Annotated in this window: 15 protein-coding genes; 8 read left to right on the top strand and 7 right to left on the bottom strand. The window is 37.5% G+C overall.

Translation table 11 applies throughout. The features are described from left to right. Positions 1 to 367: 367 nt before the first annotated feature. A complete protein-coding gene (locus tag ACEW8O_RS15170; protein WP_373495467.1) occupies positions 368 to 730 on the bottom strand; it encodes a hypothetical protein in 363 nt (120 codons plus the stop codon). A 706-nt stretch (positions 731 to 1436) separates the two neighbouring features. Here ACEW8O_RS15170 and ACEW8O_RS15175 point away from each other — a divergent pair. Then, positions 1437 to 4706, top strand: coding sequence for a triple tyrosine motif-containing protein (locus ACEW8O_RS15175; protein WP_373495468.1), 3270 nt, complete (start codon positions 1437 to 1439; stop codon positions 4704 to 4706). A 181-nt stretch (positions 4707 to 4887) separates the two neighbouring features. Here the strand turns inward: ACEW8O_RS15175 and ACEW8O_RS15180 are convergent, their stop codons facing one another. Next, positions 4888 to 5517, bottom strand: coding sequence for a response regulator (locus tag ACEW8O_RS15180; RefSeq protein ID WP_373495469.1), 630 nt, complete (start codon positions 5515 to 5517; stop codon positions 4888 to 4890). 880 nt (positions 5518 to 6397) lie between these two features. Here ACEW8O_RS15180 and ACEW8O_RS15185 point away from each other — a divergent pair. Further along, positions 6398 to 8785, top strand: a complete 2388-nt coding sequence (locus tag ACEW8O_RS15185; protein ID WP_373495470.1) for an ABC transporter permease — start codon at positions 6398 to 6400, stop codon at positions 8783 to 8785. A 184-nt stretch (positions 8786 to 8969) separates the two neighbouring features. Here ACEW8O_RS15185 and ACEW8O_RS15190 read toward each other — a convergent pair whose 3' ends face one another. Then, a complete protein-coding gene (locus ACEW8O_RS15190; protein ID WP_373495471.1) occupies positions 8970 to 10172 on the bottom strand; it encodes an intradiol ring-cleavage dioxygenase in 1203 nt (400 codons plus the stop codon). A 467-nt stretch (positions 10173 to 10639) separates the two neighbouring features. Here ACEW8O_RS15190 and ACEW8O_RS15195 point away from each other — a divergent pair, with 467 nt between their 5' ends. Further along, positions 10640 to 11554 carry a sensor histidine kinase gene (locus ACEW8O_RS15195; protein WP_373495472.1) on the top strand — a complete coding sequence of 305 codons (915 nt, stop codon included), beginning with the start codon at positions 10640 to 10642 and terminating at the stop codon, positions 11552 to 11554. Positions 11555 to 11683: 129 nt separating this feature from the next. Beyond that, positions 11684 to 12382, top strand: a complete 699-nt coding sequence (locus ACEW8O_RS15200; protein WP_373495473.1) for a LytR/AlgR family response regulator transcription factor — start codon at positions 11684 to 11686, stop codon at positions 12380 to 12382. A gap of 4 nt (positions 12383 to 12386) precedes the next feature. Here ACEW8O_RS15200 and ACEW8O_RS15205 read toward each other — a convergent pair whose 3' ends face one another. The 3 genes from ACEW8O_RS15205 to ACEW8O_RS15215 form a co-directional block, all read right to left on the bottom strand. Then, positions 12387 to 14771 carry an ABC transporter permease gene (locus ACEW8O_RS15205; RefSeq protein WP_373495474.1) on the bottom strand — a complete coding sequence of 795 codons (2385 nt, stop codon included), beginning with the start codon at positions 14769 to 14771 and terminating at the stop codon, positions 12387 to 12389. A gap of 256 nt (positions 14772 to 15027) precedes the next feature. Continuing rightward, the gene (locus ACEW8O_RS15210; RefSeq protein ID WP_373495475.1) at positions 15028 to 15816 is read right to left on the bottom strand and encodes an ABC transporter permease; all 789 of its coding nucleotides are present in this window, start codon (positions 15814 to 15816) and stop codon (positions 15028 to 15030) included. After that, positions 15816 to 16601 (bottom strand): ABC transporter ATP-binding protein, encoded by a 786-nt coding sequence (locus tag ACEW8O_RS15215; protein WP_373495481.1) that lies wholly within the window; start codon positions 16599 to 16601, stop codon positions 15816 to 15818. Before ACEW8O_RS15215 ends, ACEW8O_RS15210 begins: the two co-directional genes overlap by 1 nt. 711 nt (positions 16602 to 17312) lie before the next feature. On the opposite strand from ACEW8O_RS15215, the gene ACEW8O_RS15220 reads away from it, so the two are divergent. Continuing rightward, positions 17313 to 18191, top strand: a complete 879-nt coding sequence (locus tag ACEW8O_RS15220) for an SDR family oxidoreductase (protein ID WP_373495476.1) — start codon at positions 17313 to 17315, stop codon at positions 18189 to 18191. 162 nt (positions 18192 to 18353) lie between these two features. Here ACEW8O_RS15220 and ACEW8O_RS15225 read toward each other — a convergent pair whose 3' ends face one another. Further along, on the bottom strand, positions 18354 to 18971 hold the full coding sequence (locus tag ACEW8O_RS15225) for a porin family protein (RefSeq protein WP_373495477.1): 618 nt from the start codon (positions 18969 to 18971) through the stop codon (positions 18354 to 18356). A gap of 600 nt (positions 18972 to 19571) precedes the next feature. Between ACEW8O_RS15225 and ACEW8O_RS15230 the strand changes: the two genes are divergently transcribed. The 3 genes from ACEW8O_RS15230 (at position 19572) to ACEW8O_RS15240 (ending at position 20867) form a co-directional block, all read left to right on the top strand. After that, positions 19572 to 20027: a CoxG family protein gene (locus ACEW8O_RS15230; RefSeq protein WP_373495478.1), complete on the top strand. Its 456-nt coding sequence runs from the start codon at positions 19572 to 19574 to the stop codon at positions 20025 to 20027. Positions 20028 to 20139: 112 nt separating this feature from the next. Beyond that, positions 20140 to 20613 (top strand): (2Fe-2S)-binding protein, encoded by a 474-nt coding sequence (locus tag ACEW8O_RS15235; protein WP_373495479.1) that lies wholly within the window; start codon positions 20140 to 20142, stop codon positions 20611 to 20613. Beyond that, on the top strand, positions 20610 to 20867 hold the full coding sequence (locus tag ACEW8O_RS15240; RefSeq protein WP_373495480.1) for a hypothetical protein: 258 nt from the start codon (positions 20610 to 20612) through the stop codon (positions 20865 to 20867). Before ACEW8O_RS15235 ends, ACEW8O_RS15240 begins: the two co-directional genes overlap by 4 nt. Positions 20868 to 21000: the final 133 nt, after the last annotated feature.

The raw sequence follows: 21000 nt of genomic DNA on the forward strand, positions 1-21000 counted from the left end.
TGTAACAGCACCTATGGCCGTGCCTTTGGCCAGGACATTTACTCCCGGCAACCCATCTGCAGCATCGAGCGCAGTTACACGCCCTGAGATGGTTTTACTCTGAGCCATTAACCCCGAGATACTCATCAGAACTACAACAAATAGCAGTAAAGTTTTCTTCATAATATTATTATTGATTAGTTGTCATCAATGACCTTCATTGACGGGTCTAAAAGTAGATGATGCACAACCTCTTAAAAACCCCCATATTGGGGTATAAAAACATAAATTCACTAACCCAATATAAGGTTATTCAATACGGAAAAATAAAGGCGAAAAAAAATCCTGCACAGCTTATGTCCAGGATTAAATTATTCTCTTTTTCAACTTAACGACCTGCTTTGCCAAGCACATCACCCTTGGCCTGTTTATTTTTTTTCCTTTTATTTTTAATGACTAGTTGGGGTTCTACATAAATTTCGGAACTGAGCACATATCCAGGACGATCATTGACATACACAATGGACCATCCACCTCCATTCAATATAGTATCCCGGAAATACCCTATCGTTTCATCTTTTTCAAGTATAGCAACTATTTCCGTAGAGGTACTGGCCTGTTGATAAACCTTTACATTTTCGTATTTGCTCTTCACCTGGGATAGGGTTTTTTCTGTACCTTCATCATTAGCTTTTGCACTGCCGAAAAGCATAAGAAAACTAATTACTGCAATTTTGATTGACTTTTTCATAATCTGTATTATTTGGGTTATTGGTTTAGTTTCTGTCGGTAAATATTTATATGTGAAGATAGAAGGAGCATAGAGCTTAAAAAACACGCCATTAGCGTGGAATTTTATCCAAATAAATACCCCTAATTTGGTGATACTGCTGATAATTAAAAGTAGCCCTACTTTGTTAACTTAGGCATTAAAGAAAGAAACCTGCCAGATTTATGTGCTGTTAATGCAAAAATCACCCAATTTGGGGGATATTAAAATGACGTAATTTTATTTTTGTTTGTATAAGGACAATATGAAAAAAACCGAGATGCTTAAATATTAATGGATATACGCTTCTTTGCCAATAACCCAATATTCTACTTCAAACAGGTTGGAAGTCCGATGTCGGAAGTCCGATGTACTGGACATTTAAGCTTCCTGGCAAGAATTATATTGAATTGCCATTTTACTGGCATCATTCCGTACATACATGTAAAAATTTAATGAATTGGATACTAGTGTTATGTTAACTCTAAAACGGTGGTTTAAAGGTTATCGCCCTTTCAAAAAGATTCAAATATCCTTCTTTGCGTCTTTGCGTCTCCTGATGAATCGGGACAAGTTCTCCGGGAAAGATTGTCAATTCATCCTCAACATAGCACTAGGTTGTTTCCTATGCCTATTCAATGCTACAATTGCTCAGGTTCAAACCCCAGTTACTTCACATCAATTGCCTTTGGTCCACCTTGGCCAAAAAGAGGGGTTAATTCCCAATTATGTAAATGACCTGGCGGTGGATTTTTTGGGACGGCTTCAGCTTGCCACTTTTGGGTCAGGCATCATCTCTTATGAAGGCCAGGGATTTTCTCCAATGATATCAGAAAACATGGACAAATTCCCTGTAATACGGAAACTTAAAATAATAGATAATAAACACTATTTTATCACAATGGGGGAATTATATAGATGGGACAGTAAGCTGGACTCATTGGAATTGATTTTTAAGGACGACTCTCCAATTATAAATTTTTATCAGCTATCTCCCAATAGGATGTTGGTGAGTAATTATAAAGGTAATTTTATAGCTGAGTGTTTGAAGGATCATTATACTGTCTCCGAATTACCCATCACTTCACCCATTACCCAGGTTATCCACCTCAAAAATAAAATCACATTGGCAATACTTGGAGATGGGAAAATTATTTCAGACCCTTTTGGCAATGAACCCAAATCTGTATTTCAAGCAAACGGTGGAAATGCAAAGGTTTTTGATCTGGATGAATTTTTAGTCCTTATAGAAGACGGTCATATTTCTTATTTGGACAAAGAGGAATTCAAGATTCTTAAAAAAATCGCATCTCCCCCTGATGCACTGTTTACTGTATTTTATCAAGATGATCAAAGTATCTGGATGGGTGGTAACAAAGGTTTATTTGTCCTAAGCCAAGAAGGACTCAGAAAAATAAATACTGCTCCCAAACTCACTGACATGGACATTTCTGTTATCACCAAAACAAAAGATGGTATTATTTGGATTGGAACTTATGGCCATGGACTATATAAACTTTATGACGACCATGTTGTCCAATATTCCATCGATGAGGCTGGATTAGGCCAGATATACTCTGTGTTCAGATTAAAAAAGTCTTTGGATAAATTTCTCATCACTTCCAACAAAGGTCTTTATTATTTTGAAAACGATCAGGTCACCCACATTCAGATCCCGCAAAATTTAAAAGGCGGGACTTTATTTTCCGGAGTAGATGAAGCGTCAGGTACCCTATATATTGGAGGAGATGGATTCATACTAAAAAAAGAATATGGCAGGGAAAATTATAGTGCCTACTTCCATGAGGTTTTTGATAAAAACATGATCACAAGTATAGTTACTTGGAAAGAACAAATATATGTCGGTAGTCAGCGGGGAATATATCTTTTCGATAGTGATTTCAATCTGCTAAGGGATTTTAATGATGGTTCTGAAATTAAGGTGAGAAATGTTTTCCAAATTCATGTGATAAATGACAACCACATTGTCTATGGTGATTATTTTAACCTTTATGAAACTGATTTAAAAAGCATTCGGGAATTTGAGCTAAAAGGTCTCAAAGGGAAAGTAATCAGCATTACAACAAGTGGAGATCAAATTTTTTGGCTGGGCACCTCATCCGGCATCCTTTATCTATACGATTTCAAGAACCATTCCATAGTGAGGGAAATCTATAGTAAGCATGGCAAAAACATCTATTCAGTATCCATAGCATCCGACACCAGCTTGGTCATAGGTACTGAAATGGGAGTAGAAAGACATTATCAGGACGGTAGTTATTTATTGTATGATGAAAGAATCCGACAGCACGAAGTCAACTATAACTCACTTTCCCACCTTTCAAACGGTGATTTATTGGTAGGAACAGTTGGAGGGCTTATTAAAATTTCAGGTGAGTACAGCTTTACGACAAAAAACCCACCTTTTCTAAAAAATTTTATGGTCAACAATCAGGAAATTCCAATACATGATTACCAAATCCAAAAGAAACCTCTTTTACTTTCCCATAGCCAAAACAACCTGAGCTTTCAAGTGAATCTCGCCAATTTTCATGATCCTAAAAATACCCGCATAAGATTTAAATTACTTGGATATGAAGATGATTGGGGTCCTATCATGAACCTGGGAAATGTACAATATACCAATCTTCCTCCGGGAGAGTACCTCATTATGGCCAATATACTTTATAGCCAAGGTGATGATGGGATCTACACACTTCCAATAGAAATTAAAATCAGAAAGCCTTTTTGGCTTTATCCTATATTCATCATTGCCCTGACTTTTGCATTTGTTGTCATGGTCTATTTGGGGTATATATGGTTTCAAAGGAAAACACTTCGCGATAATATCAAACTTCAGCATTTGGTGGATTCCCGCACCAAAGAGATCAATCGGATCAATAAAAACCTTGAACAACAAATCCATCATAGGACCTTAGATCTGCATAATAAAAATAAAGAGCTCACAAAAACCATAGAACAGAAAAAATTATTCCAGTCCCAGGTAAGGTTAATATCTTCCAATACACAGGATATAGTCTGCCTTCTCTCTCCTGACTATTCCATCAAGTTAATATCCGACAGCGTTGAGCAAATGTTGGGGTTTACATCAGATGACCTCATAAAAACACAAATATCCCAACTTCTGCCTGATGCACATTCTTCACAACGTCTATCTTCATACCTTACCCAGTTGGAAGAACATTCCCCTCCCATTATTTTATCCCTATTGCATAGAATAACACAGAAAATAGTTCTGGTTGAAATATTGGGCAAACAGGTTATTTACAGGAATTCACATGAGATTCAAGGATATGTGCTTAACATAAGAAATGTCTCCGAAAGGGAGTTTTTAAAAGATGAACTCAATACAGTATATAAAAACATCCATAGGGATTTTCATGATGAGGTAGGTAATAAACTTGCAAAAATCATAGCGCTGATTTCAGTCCTTAAAATAGAATTGGACAATTTTCCTACAAGTGAGGAAACAATGGGGAAAATTGAGAATACAGCTAAGAACTTATACCATGATACAAGAGATTTTATTTGGTCTCTGGACCAGGAAAATAACAGATTGGAGGAATTTAGTATTCAATTAAGGGATTTTGGAGAAATGCTGTTTGATGGTTCTGCTGTCCAGTTTAAATGCAACTTGGATATTCATAATAACATACTCCTAAAGCCAAACATGGTAAGGGACTTACTCCTGATAATGAAAGAAATAATGACCAATGTATTAAAACATGCAAATGCCACTGAAGCCCAACTTAATATAAAACAATGTGGATCGCACCTGTTGTTTCTGGTGAAAGATAATGGCATCGGAATAGAAACAAATATAAATCATAAGGGGAATGGTATGAAAAATATCCAATACAGGGCCCTTCGCTGTAATGGCGAACTGATTTTAAAAAGCAGAAAAGGAAGTCTAGTGGGTATCCGGATAAAAGCTTGAAAATTAGATATTTATTTAGGCTATGATGCCTATAAAATAGTATTTTGATATAGTGCTTGGTAGGAGGCTGAAATGTCCGGTACATTCATACCTTCCGGCAGGCAGGGGTCTTCCGACTTCGGTCTTCCATCTTCTAGCCTATAAAGAGATAATGGTCAAATGGCATACTCTAATGTAAAAGTCATATATACTTTTTAGCCTTTGCATGTTCTATGGCATCAGATTTGGAGTTTACTTCCAGCTTGGAATAAATATTCTTAATATGTGTTTTGGAGGTTTCTTTTGAAATAAACAGGATATCCGCGATCTGCGAATAGGATTTTCCTTCCGCAATTAATTTCAATACATCTTTTTCCCTTTGGGATAAAGGGGAATCGGGATTACTATGGAAGTTGTTGATTACCAGCCTGGCAATTTTGGAACTCATAGGGGCACCTCCTTTCGATAACTCATCCAGCGAAGATATTAATTCTATATAGTTGGAGCTTTTGGTAATATAACCAGAGGCACCCGCCCTCAAAGCTTCAAAGACCAATTCCGAATCATCATAGACAGTTACTATCACTACTTCAATATGCGGAAATTTTGACTTTACATATTTTGTCCCTTCTATTCCATTGACCCCTCCTGATAAATTAATATCCATCAGAATAATGTTGGGCTTGTCCTTTGCCAGATTTGAAAATGCTTCTTCACAACTTTCATAAGCATTGACAAACTGATACTTATCCACACTTTTCAGGATAAGTTTATAAAGCTCCTTGAGTTCAGTATCATCCTCAATTAAAACTATTCTTTTTATAAAATTCATATTAGAGGGGAATATATGTTTTGACAAATTGAATGATGGCCAGCGTACCAAACCCATGTATGTGAATTGAAATAACCTACGAATATTATCGTAATAGGTTTAATATTCATTTTCAAAATGGTTTGGTTTGATCAGATCTTTAAATCAAGGCTTCAAGATTGATGAAAGTAGCTTCCCAAAATGAAGCCAATAAAAAATCCCCCTTACCGGCGTTTAAGGATGAATTAGATAAATGATGGGTATTATAAACGGACACTCAATGTATATATATGAACGTTTCAAAAATCTTAGGGAAAAACTAACCCCCCATTTTGGTGGATTTTTTGAGCTATATCTAAAAAAAAGACAGAAAGTAAAACCTTCTGTCTTTTTATATTTTATCAACTAAATAAAATACCTCATGGAAGAACTTTTTGGAAAATAGAGGCGCAGTTCCCAGTTACTAAGGTAAGGGTCCAATTCCAACCAAAAATCACCCATTTAGGGTTAATCTTTTTGGATTTTGGTCACCTAATCTTCAACAGCAGCGCCTACCAGAGTAAAAAAGGTAAAATATTCATTGGCAGGTTATGACGATGGCGTGATGGTAAATTCTGTTCCGCGGCACCATGACGACAATGTAACGACCGACTACAAGTTGCGGGAAGAAGGGCACATGTTGCTAAATAACTTTAGATAGTAGAAGAAAATAAAAATAATTTGCCCGTACTCGAACGAAATTGTCCACATATTTCAACTTTTTTGAGACAATAGCCCAATCGGATGATTCCTTTGCCTTTTTGAAATGGCATGAATCTAGTATATTACCTATTCATCTGTAATACTGTGAGGATATAACAGTCGCTGAAATTCAAAGAGTTTAAAGTTTAAAAAAAAGATTATGATATCTAATTATTTTAAAATTGCTTGGCGCCATCTAATAAACAATAGACTATACAGTCTAATCAACCTTGCAGGATTGACAATAGGCTTAACAGGTTGTCTTTTAATCGGTATTTACATTGGGCACGAATGGGATTATGACAAATTCCACGAAAACTCTGACCGTATTACCCGAGTCACTTGGGAATATAGTTTTGATGGTACGGTAGAAGAAACAGCATTGACAGGCACCCGGGTTGGTCCGGAGTTTTCCCGGAAATTTCCGGAAGTCGAATCATTTGTGCGACTTCTTAAAAATGCCAGTGTGGTTTCTTATGAAAGCCAACAATTTGAAGAAAATAATTTTTTATATGCTGATTCTACTTTCTTTAAAATTTTCTCTTTTCCCTTATTAAAGGGCAATGCAGAAAATGTGCTTAGTGACCCAAACAGTATGGTGATTACCCGTTCCATGGCTACAAAATATTTTGGAGAACAAGACCCAGTAGGAAAAACCCTCAAAGTTGGAGGAAAAAAGGAGTATGTAATAACAGGAATTGCAGATAATGTTCCCGATAATTCACAGATCAAATTTGATTTTATAGTTCCTTTCTCCTGTCTGAATGCAGCCAAATATGAAAAGTGGAGTGAAGCCAATTACATAACTTTTTTATTAATGAAAGAAGCGGGAAGCCTCGAATCGCTGCAGAGTAAAATAACAAACTATATGCAGCGGATTAGTGAAGAGGAAATGAAATTAGAGGGGAGCAACTATTTTACTTATCATATTCAACTCATGGAAGATGTGCATCTATATGGTAAATTCGAAGGATTTGAGCCCAATAGCAGCTTCACCTATATTTGGATTTTAGGCGCAGTGGCCTTCTTGATTTTACTGATTGCCTGTGTGAATTATACAAACCTCAGCATTGCTCAGGCCTCGGGAAGAAGCACAGAAGTAGGAATGCGGAAAGCAATGGGGGCGGAAAGGAAGAATATCTTCTTTCAGTTTATTTCAGAAGCATTTAATCTTACGTTAATCGCCCTGATACTTTCACTCGTGAGCTTCGTCCTTCTACTGCCTTTTTTCAATCAGCTAGCCGGGAAACAACTAGATGCAAGCGTGGTTTTTGAACCAACCACTTTTGGTTTATTGATTGTTCTTTCCTTCATAGTAGCCCTCTTGGCGGGGGCTTATCCGGCACTCATTCTTTCTCAGGGAAAATTGATCAAAGTTCTGAAAAACGGATTTTCTTTCACAGGATCACCCATACTAAGAAATTCTTTAATTGTTTTCCAATTCGTCATTACCATTTTCCTAATTATAGCTACAGTTGCCATCCTTCAGCAGCTGAACTATATTCAGAATCGTGACCTGGGATACAGCAAGGAACAGGTATTGGTTCTCCCTGTGGATTCTCAAATAAGGAGAAATTATGATGCCATAAAAGCTCAATTTGAAAACATAGAAGGAGTAAAAGCAATAGCCGGCGCTTACGAAAAACCTACCCATGTAGGATGGAGTGATGCCTTCGTTAAGTTGGAAAACAACAAGAGTATTTCTGTAAATGCAATGCCAGTGGACGAAAAAATAGTGGAAACTCTGGATTTCCAGATTATTGCCGGTGAGGATTTTACGCCATACGACATTACTATGGCAGATCCGATTACCCACGGGGACAATATTTTATATACTTTTATTTTAAATGAATCTGCAGCACAAGCTCTCGGATGGACTCCTGAAGAAGCTATAGGCAAAAAAGTTTCAAAAGGAAGAGAAGGGATAGTAAGAGCTGTGGTAAAAGATTTTCATTTCAGGTCATTGCATGAGCCTATTTCACCTTTAATAATCTTTATGGATAAGAGGCTTATCAACTATATGTTCATAAAATTGGACGAAACAAATATTCCTTCCACCCTTGCTTCCATTGAAGATATCTGGAAAGAAAGAGTTCCCCATCGCCCCTTCGATTATCAATTCCTCGATGAGAATTATAAGGCTCTTTACAAAGCTGAACAAAGTATAGCAGGTGTCTTTACTACCTTTTCCGGGGTTGCAATCCTTCTCGCCTGTTTAGGCCTTTTTGCCCTTACCGCTTTTTCTATGGTGCGTCGGTCTAAAGAAATTGGTATTCGGAAAATAATGGGGGCCACAGTACCAAAAATCCTTGCCATGGTGTCCAAAGATTTTATTTTGCTGGTTACTGTTTCGATTTTTATAGCAATTCCAATTTCTCTCTTTGCAGTAAATAAATGGCTTGAAAATTTCACTTATAGAATTACTGTTGAGTGGTGGGTCATAGCCCTTGCCTGTGTAGCAACTTTGGTAATAGCAATCACAACCGTTTGCATTCAGGGACTTAAAACAGCCCTGCAAAACCCAGTTAAAAACCTGAAAACAGAATAAATTTTGTCGAATATGCAATAACTGAGCGGGAGCAACTTTGACGTATCGAATTCATCTTAGCATAGTGACTATCTCAACAGCCCTGATATTCATTCTAATACTGTCAGTCAGTGCTTACCGTGGGACACAATTGATCCCTACTTATCACAGATTCAGATCCCTTTTTCAATTTCATCTTGATCCATTAATGATTCCAAGACTCCCGCAAATCAAAGTATTCACTTTTTGTCTTATCCAATGTTTGGGATATTAAGTGGAAGCTTTCAGGTGATGGCTTGAGATCAATGAATTTATCAATAATCGCCCGGTGCCGGTATATAATGAATGTATTTTCAACTGAAGGATTGATTTTATAAAGATTTACCTCAGAATCTGCATCAGATAATGATGGGACGAATGTCAAAGCGGTATTTCTGATATTCAGTTCTTTTCCTATGTGCTCCAGTTCTTTTTCTCTGATTGCTTTGTTAAACTTACTTTCATTACCATAAACAAAAAAAACTTTCAGGTATTTATTTCGCGCTATACTTTCATTTTCCAGATAAATGAGCCATGTTTTGATTTCATCCCACATTGGATTATTCCCTACAAAATAGACTACCCCATGGTATCTGCCATATTTACAAACAGGACAAACCCTCTTTCCTTTATCAGGTCCCCAAGCATGAAAAGGCATAAAAGAAGGGCTATCTTCTCCAACCGGTAAACCTGAAACTTTTTGGTCTTCAATATTTTCAGGATAGTTTGGAACATTTAAACCTAATATGATATTGTGTTCAGCGATTTGCAGGTCACCTGAAACAAGAGGGTGCAATATTCCATTTCCCCCACGGTTTTCAAAAGGTTTTTTCTTTTTCTCAAGGAACACCATGGGATCATCATCAAAAACAAAATCATCTATATAATACTCATTGTTATTATTTGGCTCTTTGACTACTACATGAATATGGGCCGGGACTTCCCGACCCGGATAAGGTGCAGGCCTGTTGGTGAATATAGCATAGTTTCCATTTTCATCCGATTTGACCCATCCTCTTACATAACCGTGTCTTTTAATATACTCATCCATCCCTGCCTTTACAGGATAATAACCGGTTACATCCGTTTGGTAATAATAAACAATTACGTTTGGAGCAGGTGTTTTTCCATCTAATTGATAAACAGTTCCTGTTACCATCAATTTTTGACCCTTTTGATTCCATGCCGCACTTGTGTCTGTAGAAGTAATTTTTTCCGGTATTCCGGCATAGATTAACTCACAACCATCACAACCACCCCCTATACGTTTATTATTTTGAGTAGATTGTGCCTCCAGCTTAGACTGATTAGAACAGCCGGTAGTGAAATGGAGTATTAAAACGAGTAATCCTATTTTAATGTAGTTCATGATATTGGGATTAAAATGATACAAAAGATTCTATTTGGATAAATTTATTATTTCATTTTTCCTCCTAAAAGCGTCTCATATCCACAACCCACGTAACCTGACACATAGATCATTTTACACTACCAAAGCCATTAATAACCTTACACCTGTCATTCAGCAGGGTTGAATAGTCATTGGTAGGAACAGCTTTTAAATAATCCATATTTTCAATAAATTGAAGGCTAAAGAAGCCTATGAATTATTTTGATACCAATACCATCTTTCATGCGAGGAGAATAATTCTTCACTTGTCATTCTGGCTATCTTACCTTCTGTACCATACTTTTCTTTTTGGGTACATGAGGCAAGACTTTTTACACCCTTTTAAATGGGAATTGTATGATTTACCGGTAAAAATTCTTGCTTCATACTTTGTTGCGTACTTTCTAATACCCCGGTATTTATTTACAAAAAAGATCTGGTTATTCATGGCTACCCTAGCCATCACGCTTCTAATCGCCGGTTTTCTTCAGAGACTTTTTCATAGTGAAATTATAGGCAGGTTCATCGAACCCGAACAGACTTATTTTACCCTATATCCACGAACTGCACTGGTTTTCAAAACCGTGATCAGCATATACCCCATCGTTGTAGTGGTGGCTTTGATAAAAGTTTTGAAACATTGGTATGAACAGGACAGAAAACATCAGAACCTCCAAAAAGAAAAAGTTGAAGCAGAACTTAAATTTCTAAAATCCCAGATCAACCCACATTTCCTGTTCAACACCTTAAACAGCCTCTACGCATTAACTTTAAAAAAGTCCGCACAGGCAAGCGAGGTTGTCCTGAAAATTTCACAACTCTTAAATTACCTCCTTTATGAAAGTAATAAAAAGATGGTTCCATTAGAAAAGGAGATAGCGCTTATAGAAACTTATATTTCATTGGAAAAAATCAGAATTGGCGATCGACTTAACCTTACATATCGTGTCCAAGGAGACCCGACTAGCTTAAACGTACCACCTTTACTGATTCTTCCCTTGATAGAAAACAGTTTTAAGCATGGAGCAAATAACGTTTTGGAAGAAGTCTGGGTAGACATAGAAATAACAATTAAAGATAGTTCTCTATACTTGAAGGTCCAGAATAGTAAAGATCCTTTAACCCTAACTGAAGCAGAAACGCACGGCGGGATAGGTCTCCAAAATTTAAAAAGAAGACTCGAATTAATCTATGGAGAAAAAAATTACTTTATGAACCATATAGATAAGGGAGACAGCTTTAGTGTTGAATTGAAAATTATAACAGAAAAGAAAGGAGCTTTGAGTAAAGATAATTTTGTCAAAAAAGATCCGAAGGTTCCATCCGAGTCCCCAACATTATTAAAATATTCAGAAAAGTAATGACATCAAGTTACCAGCTAGGCAGCCGTCATCCTGAGGCACGAAGGATCTCCAAAGGTTCTATTTATGTTCATATTTATCATTTGCGGATCCATTGGTAGATTCAATAGACAATTTGTTTGAAAAAAAATGAAGCTGACATGCTATATCATTGACGATGAACCTTTGGCAATAGAGGTCTTACAATCCTATATTGAAGCTTCTGATTTAGTTGACATAAAAGGTACTTTTACAAATCCTTTGAAGGCATTTCAGGCCATACAAGATGCCCCGGTAGATTTAATTTTTCTGGATATACAAATGCCAAAACTCAGTGGTATTGATTTGATCAAAGCACTAAAGGTTCCTCCTTTAGTGATACTGACTACTGCTTACCGTGAGTTTGCTTTAAATGGATTTGAGCTCGATGTAGTAGATTATCTTTTGAAACCTATTCCAATTGAACGATTTTTAAAAGCTATTGATAAAGCAAAAAGATTAAAACAGCCGAACACAGCAGCAATACAGGAGATAAAAGCCGATGAATTTTTATTTTTCCAAAAAGACAAAATCAATCACAAAGTACTTTTAAAAGATATATTTTTCATTGAAAGCCAGAGAGATTATTCTAAGATTGTCACCAAAAATCAGGAAATAAAAGTTCTACAAAAAATCAGTGATCTGGAATTGAAGCTTAAAGAAAAAGGTTTTTTAAGGGTTCACAGGTCCTTTATAATAAATCTAGAACAGGTTGACTACTGGTCTTCTTCCCAAGTAGGAATTAAAGGCAAAAATGTTCCCATTGGTAGATCCTACTACAAAGATGCCGTTCAAAAATTACATATTTAAAACCTCACTCACTTTTAAGAGTTTTGACCGGATTGATCCATGAGGCTGACAGGGATTGAAGACTAACCAACAAGGCCGTCAATGCCAGTCCACCAAGGATAGTTATGCCTATGGTCAATAAGCCGGGCCATTCCCTCACTGCAAATTGCTGCAACCAATCATGCATCAGCCACATGCCTGTAGGTATGGCCAATAGGATACCAACCAGGGTTATGGTTAAAAACTCCTTATTAAACATCCAGGTAATGGATCTGGAAGAAGCGCCAAGCACTTTTCGGATACCGATTTCTTTCAACCTCCCCGCAATGGTCATGGCAGTAAAGGCAAGCAAACCCATTATGGCAATTAATACAGCCAACAGTGCGGTATAAGTGACCATTCGGCCTAACCTTTCCTCATTTTGGTAGGCTTCAAATACAAACTCATTGAATAGATAAAATGCATAATTTTCACCGGGATAAACCTTGTTATATTCCTCTTCCAACATGGCCAGGAATAGTTCAGAATCTGCTTGGTTACTTCTGACCAAAACCATTGCACTGCTCCTGCTGATTTCTATATCATTGATACCTTCCAAAATCAACCGTGGATTTTTCGAAATCAAGACCGGGGCTATTTCTTCGTAAAGGGATGCATGGTGAAAATCCTCAAGAATGGCAATCACCTCATGCGAAGCAAAGTTTGCGCTGGGTGGCAAACTTGCTTCCTCTAGGCTATTCCATCCGATTTGTTCGGCAAACTTTTGGTTGACCATTATGGCACCGGAATCCAAAGTGATGTTATCATAAAAATTTCTGCCTTCAGCTATTTCCATTCCCATCGTATTGAGATAATCCCCCACCACGAAATTGAGCTGAAAGAAAAACTGTTTGCCATCCGAATTGGTAAAACCAGCTCTCCACCAGTCACCATTGCCGAAAAGAGAAACAGATAATGCAGCATCCGCCACATCAGTCCTTTCCAGCAACCTTTCCCTATAGATATTGGCTTTCTCAAAGGTGGTTTTCAACCTTCCATCAAAGCTTCCGGATGATTCAGCAACTACCGGCACTACATAAACCTGATCTCCTTTAAAGCCTAAATCATGGTTTTTCAACACATCCATTTGATGGTGCATCACCAATGTACAGGAGATCATTAAGAAGGAAAGGAAAAACTGAAAGCCCACCAGGCCTTTCCTCAAACCTTGCTTTCCAAAGCTAATTGAATAATTTCCCTTCAGAACGTTGATAGTCCTCATGCCGGACATATAGAATGCCGGGAAGCCCCCCGCCATGGCTGTTAGCAATACCAGCAAGGTGATCATTAATCCCATCTGTGCCCAGGAATAGCCGATGGTGAGGTTGGTGTTGAAAAGGGTGTTGAATTGTGGGAGTAGCAGTATGGAAAGAATTATTGCCATTATGAAAGAAAACAGGGTAATGACCATTGATTCGAAAAGAAACTGTAGAGCCAGTTGCTTTCTTTCAGCACCAAGGGATTTTCTCACCCCCACTTCCTTGGCCCTTACCACAGCTTTACCTATAGCCATAGTGGTGAAATTGATCGATCCAAGCACTAAAATGATCAGGCCCAAAGCCAGTAGCACGTACAGCATCTGGGGGTTGGTAACCCTTATATTACCGGGATTTTCTCCAGTATGGAAGTGGATATCATCCAATGAATATGGCTCAAAATAATAAAAGCCGGGTTTATAGTTATTTCCTAAAGCACGCTGCATCATTGACTCCATACCTGATATTAAAGCCTCCTTGTCCTCAGGAGAATTGGTCATCACGTATGTTTCTGTATTGACATTAAACCAATTGTTTAAAGATGCATCAGACTGCATGTCTCTGACCAAAGCATCCGATATCAAAACTTCAACCGCAATACTGGAATTATCGGGGACATCCTCCATTATCCCTCTAACTGTAAACGGAATAAATTCATCTATCAATTGCATTTCCACTACCTTACCCATAGCAGGTTCATCCCCGAAATAACGTTCTGCGGCTGTTTCGGAAAGAATAATATCATATTTCCCTGAAAAAAGTGGTGCCCTTTCTCCTTCCTTAAGCCCAAAATCAAATATTTCCAAAAATTCAGGACTTACAAAAGTAATGGCCTGCCTGTTTTCGGTATTGTCGGGAAGTTTGATGGCCCTACTGGACTGCATTAACCGGGTAGCTTTCTGGACTTGTGGTAACTCATCCTGTACCACCTCCTTAAGCAAAAATGGCGTGGAAAAAGATTGGGCCATGCCATCATCAAACATCTCAAATCTTTTCAATCGGTAGATACGCTCCCCCTTGTCATGAAACTTATCAAAACTCCACTCAAACTGGACAAATAGCAAAACGACGATGGATATGGAAAGCCCTATGGATAATCCCAAAAAGTTGATCAATGAAAATCACAGGCTCTTCCGGATATTTCTGATGGCAATGAAGAGGTAATGTTTTATCATGGCGTATATTTCTTTGGAAATCTACCCTGACTTCTTCTAGATCAATGCCAGAAATTATCTTCTTATATTATGCCCATTAGCACTCTTTATAAAAAAATAGAAGCAAAATTCGGTCATTATCGTTCGGGTACGGGCATTTTTAATTATTTGCGAAAAATACTTTAACGTTATTTATAAATCACCTAAACCTTAGGTTTTATTTAGTTTGATCCGCTAATTTCCAATAAATTGTCGTTGCGAAATAACCTGCAATACAGGTCATTATCAAAATGGTATAACTAAAATTGTCCAATGAATTTTTATATTCTCCGCCGGCTCCACTATAAAGTCCCGGAACTGACCAAGGAAAATATGTACCGTAACCTGTTGCTGCTATTACTTGGGAAAATACCAGAGTCAATGCAACAAAGCCCAAGGGTGCAAGATAGCCTTTGCCATATAGCGCAAAAAACGCGATAGGAACTCCAACAATAATTGTCAAGATGGTTGTAATAAAATAGTCTGTCAGCGATAGCGCTAACCAGTCTGTACTGATCATGGACAGTTGTAAAATTGTCCCAAGTAGTAATCCAACCAATAGGTTTGACAAAACAAGCGCTACGCACCAAAATCCGTACAATAAAAATTTTGCATTCAAAATTTTAGTTCGGGGAGTCGGAAGAGAAAGCAAATCTTTTGCTGTTCCGTCTGAGTATTCACGCCCAAAAATCCAGCTTGCTACAAATCCAAAAACCAGAACTCCTCCAACACCAACAGCTTGTGTCAATAAGTCGATATAGGATCTCCAATTTGCTTCAAAGTCCATTGCTTTAGCTTTGGCAGCAAGCCCACCGGCTTTTTCCAATGCTTCGCTATCCTGCAAAATAAGGGTAAACACTGCGCCCATAATTGGCGCTATACCAAATGCAACAAAAGTTGCCAAAATGAAATAGGAGTGTTTGACTTTTATAAGCTCAGCTTGTATTGCCCGTATTTGCTGTTTCATTACAAATTCTCTTTTATAGCACGCAGGAAAAACATTTCCAAATCTTCCGAAAACAGATAAACTTGTTTGGGCGGCAGTCCATTTTCCGTCAAAAGTTTTGTGATGTGTTCGGGATGTTCAAGTGCTTCTATATTGGTAATTTCTATTTCATTTGAATTTTTATGTACAGCCGAATAATTTAGATTTAGCAAGTGCTGAATTGCTTTTTGATTGTCGGCTGTTTGCACCAATATTTTCTTAATGATTTGGTTTGACAACTCCTGTGTGGTTATTTCTTTTATCAATTTCCCTTCGTGTATAATGGCTATACGATTAGCGATTTTGGATATTTCGCCAAGGATGTGGCTTGATAGAAAAACAGTCGACCCATTTTTTGCAAGTTCTGTTAATAGATCACGAACTTCCACAATTCCTTCGGGGTCTAATCCATTTATCGGCTCGTCAAGTATTAAAAGTTCCGGACTATGTATAAGTGCTTTCGCAAGTCCTAATCGTTGCTGATTCCCCAGAGAGAGTTGATTGGCTTTGGTGTTTCTGTATTTTGTGAGTTTTAAACTTTCAATAATACTGTCGATAGCAATTGGACGGGTAAGTTCTCTCAGTTTGTAAATCACTTTCAGGTTTTCGTAAACAGAAAGGTTGGGGTACGAGTATGGTGTTTCTACCAAATAACCGATTTTATTCCATTGCTCGAATTGGGATGTAAGTTGATGATCGAAAAGTGAGATTGTGCCGCTATCCGCACATTCAAAGATAGTTTGGAAGTAGCTTGGACTGAACCATATTTTTTTGAAATATTATCAACTCTTATCACTTCCATACTGACAGCTGTATTTTAAAAATGTTAGTTTCGGTCCATGATTACGGAATTTCTTACTTCCAACTATTATCAGAAACAGGGGTAAGAGAATAATGACCATATCAAGATACTGACCAATATTTGTATCAAATTTTGTCAACCATATTAAAGTTGTGTAAGCATTGCCTTTATTCCAAGAACTCGGGACATGCCCTCTTCCAGATCGATGCCGGATTTAATCTACTTATGAAGGTCCCATTAACTCTCCCCACCAAAATACGGGAGCAAAATTCGGACATTATCGTTCGGATACGGGCAATTTAAATATTTGCGAAAAATATTTTAAGGTTACCGGAATCATTATTCCAAATACATTTATTTAAGATCAGCTTCTAATTTTAATTTACTCTTGACATTTTTGATATTTACCTAAGGATTCAGTTCGATAATTAATTTTAAAATGGCTTCCACAGTGTCATTTTTGATATGGTGGCCGGTGATATTCATGGCTTCCTCCATCAATTTCTATATTGGTTCTCGTGATCATAACAGATTATTTTACCTGAGAGTCAACAAGATGCAACCAATGTACCATAATTTGAAACAAGTGTACTAACAGGTATGAAAGGCAATTGGCTAGTTTTAGAGGTAAGATATTTTTGTCTTTTTGAATCATTTAACCATAAACAAAATCATCATGAAAACTATCTTAATTACGGGAACAAATAGGGGAATCGGGATGGAAACTGCCCTCGCCTTCGGCCGTGCCGGCCACAAAGTGTTTGCAGCCATGCGAAACCTGGAAAAAGCCTCTGATCTTAAGCAACTAATCAAGCACGAATCCTTGGCAATTACCATGTATCAAATGGATGTTGATTCTGATGAATCCGTAGCGCAATGCATTGATGCTATCATGAATGAGCATGGCCATATTGATGTACTTGTCAACAATGCGGGCATTGAGCGACATGGTTCAATAGAGGAAATGCCGATGGCTGACATCAAAGCAGTGATGGAAACCAATTATTTTGGTGCGGTCCGATGTATAAAGGCTGTATTGACCAAAATGCGACAAGAAAAAAATGGCTGCATCATAAATATCAGTTCAATCTCCGGGAAAATTGCCTGTACGCCATTAAGCGCATATAGTGCCAGTAAATTTGCACTGGAATCTATTACCGAATCATTGGCACAAGAAGTAAAACCCTATAATATCCGGGTTTCTCTCGTTGAACCAGGTATTATTAATACTGAAATGGCAGTGGCTATAACGGAAAAGAACAACTCCCTCTATCCTCAGGTACGACGTTTTGGGAGTTTGTTTGCCGAATCACTTAAAACCCCGACACCTGCAGCTATGGTCTCAGACAAAATACTTGAAATCGTTGAAAGTGAAACATGGCAATTAAAACATCCTGTAGGACCCACAGCCGAACCATTTTTGGGCTGGCGGGCATCCATGACTGATGAACAGTGGGTGGATTGGAATGCCCAAACGGATGAAGAATGGTATGATGCGGTGGAGTCCACATTTGGGATGAATTGCAGAGAGGAGAAATTGGAAAAGGAAAAGTGAAGTATTGATGCTCCTAAGTTGCATGTTTGCTGGAAATTTAATCATAGTCGGTACCCAGTTCATAACCAAAAGAACAAACTTAGTTTGAAGTCCGGTTTTTTCGTTCAAAAATCAAAATCCGGACTTTTTTACAAACCTTTGGGGGTTCTTTCTACCAGAGATTCAAAATATCATCCCTATGCTAAGCAAGAATTGTTTGTTTCTCTGATCAGTATTGAAATTTCCTACTTTATCACCGAAATCGCTTAAATTATCTTCAAATCTTAAATCCAGCGTGAATTTGTCAAGATCCAATCCTACTCCTGCTTGATAAGCGACGGAAAATTGATTATAGTTTGCCAAAACATCAGTTATAGCCCCCGTAGCAGAATTTTTTTGTTCTGAAGAAAGCAAATAACTTCCTGTGGGACCCGCCTGAAACCTTATAAGGTTTGCAATCTTTATTCCAACCAAAATAGGTACATCGATCTTATTGTAAGTGATTTCCAGGTCATAGGGATTGGGCATTGTAGTGGAATTTTGTGGTGGTGTGACGTTTATTTTTCCTCCGGATGAGGTGAAAATTATTTCCGGCTGTATAAAGAACATTCCCATATTATGCCTAGCAAATACACCGGCATGATACCCGGTTACAGATTCTCCTCCTTTAAATACGGAGCCATCCCTGATTTCATTGATCTCTATTGTAGAGGCACTTAATCCGGCTTTGATTCCCTTGGATAACTGGCCATAACCGGGCTGAAAAATTATCAGACCTACGATAATTAATAAATATCTCATGCTATAAAAGTTTTAAATGTGAATGTTTTTTTTCAGCAGATTGTAAAATAGCGGTAGTAGTTGCATGGCTCATCTATGAAACATCTCATACTGTATTAAGCCTGATATATAAAATTAACATTATTAAACATAAATAATAGCTTCATTTCAGATTTTGAGTTCATTTTAAAGGCTTTGTATGTCTATCAAACATATTTTGAAGGGCAAATTTATTGCGAAGGTTTTTATGATCAGGCCCATTTGATAAGGGACTTATGTCATTTTACAGGTAAAAACCCGACTGAATATATTAATTACAACCGGGGTTTGTAAAACTTAAGGGTACCAAGGTTTACCCCGATAGCTTAAGGGATACTATAGTGTATAAACAAATTTGTACTGCAAAGAGAAGTTTTCAATTTCAATACTTATCTGTAAAATAAATTACAAAATAAAATTGCATAATTAATTGAAAATCACTAATTTAATAGCATAGTTATTCCCCTAATTTAAAAGTGTTAGTATTGATATTTTTACCCCTTTGTTAAGATATTTAAATAAAATCTTGCATTTGAGAATATAAACTAATCATAATAATTAAAATATATAGCCCCCACATCTATGCTTCTTAAAGGAAACCAAATTGTAAATGCAGATATTTCATCCTTATGGAAAATGTTGATGGACCCTGTTTGCTTGGCAAAAGTGCTCCCAAACATATCAAGTCTTGAAAAGTTTTCTGAGGTATGTTATCAAGCTTCGTTTAACATCAAGATCGGTCCGATAAATGGCAACTTTTCAGGAAATCTACAACTTGAGGATATCGTCGAGGAAAAAAGCTTTACACTTAGAACACTTCAGCAAAGTAAAATGGGAAATGCCAACGCTGATATCCTGATTAATTTGGCTCCTATAGATGACAGTCAAACTGAAATCAAATTTGACGGAAATATCAAACTTTCGGGTATGTTGGCTCGGGTAGGTCAGCGTTTAGTTGGCGGAATCGCTAATACACTCACCAAACAGTTTTTCGATAACCTTCAAAACGAACTTGCATTAACAAACAGCTATAAGTAAGATAATGTATTAATGATTCTTTTTAAAATTTTTAAGAGTACCATAAGGATATGATTCACGAATTATGATTAAAAATTGTCTTATATAATAATTATAAATTAAATTTTAAGGTATGGAAATTCACGTAAAAGTTAATGGAGTGGAGTATCAACATGAGGTTGAACCAAGATTGTTGCTTGTACATTACCTGCGGGATGTACTGAGGCTTACGGGTACGCACATTGGATGTGAAACCAGTGTTTGCGGATCATGTACCATACATGTTGATGGTAAAGCCTCCAAAAGCTGTAATATGCTAGCGGTGCAGGTAGATGGCTGTGAAGTATTGACCATTGAGGGATTGGCGATGAAGGATGAACTGCATCCCCTGCAGGAAGCCTTCAGAGATAATCACGGCCTTCAGTGTGGATTCTGCACGGCTGGAATGATCATGACAGCAGCTGATTTTTTGAATGAGCTATCTGATCTTTCAAAAGAAAGTATACAGGATGCTCTAAAGGGTAATTTGTGTCGCTGCACCGGATATCACAACATAGTAAAGTCAATTATGCAGGCTGCTGAAAAAATGAAGGAGGTACCCGTATGAGCGCGACAAATGGAATGATCGGACAATCCGTAAAACGGGTAGAAGATAAAAGGTTTATTACAGGTAAAGGCAGATTTACTGATGATATCGTTTTACCTGGGCAAACATATGCCGCTTTTGTAAGGAGTCCTTATGCCCATGCCAAAATTATACGTGTGGATATTGATGAAGCTATGGGAATGCCTGGAGTGGTTCAAATATTCACAGGGAAAGATGTAGTCCATATCAACGGAGTTCCTGTGGGCTGGCCATAGCCGTCAGGCTAAGCACATAAACTGTTGATTTAAAGATGGTTTGTCTTTTTTTTCTTCAAGTTTGAGGATTTTGGGTGCCAGTTCAGCCAGGTCATCCATGAGCAGGATTATTTTCCCGGGTGTTTTTATGGCC

The sequence above is a fragment of the Aquiflexum sp. genome (assembly GCF_041749095.1).
GTDB lineage: Bacteria > Bacteroidota > Bacteroidia > Cytophagales > Cyclobacteriaceae > Aquiflexum.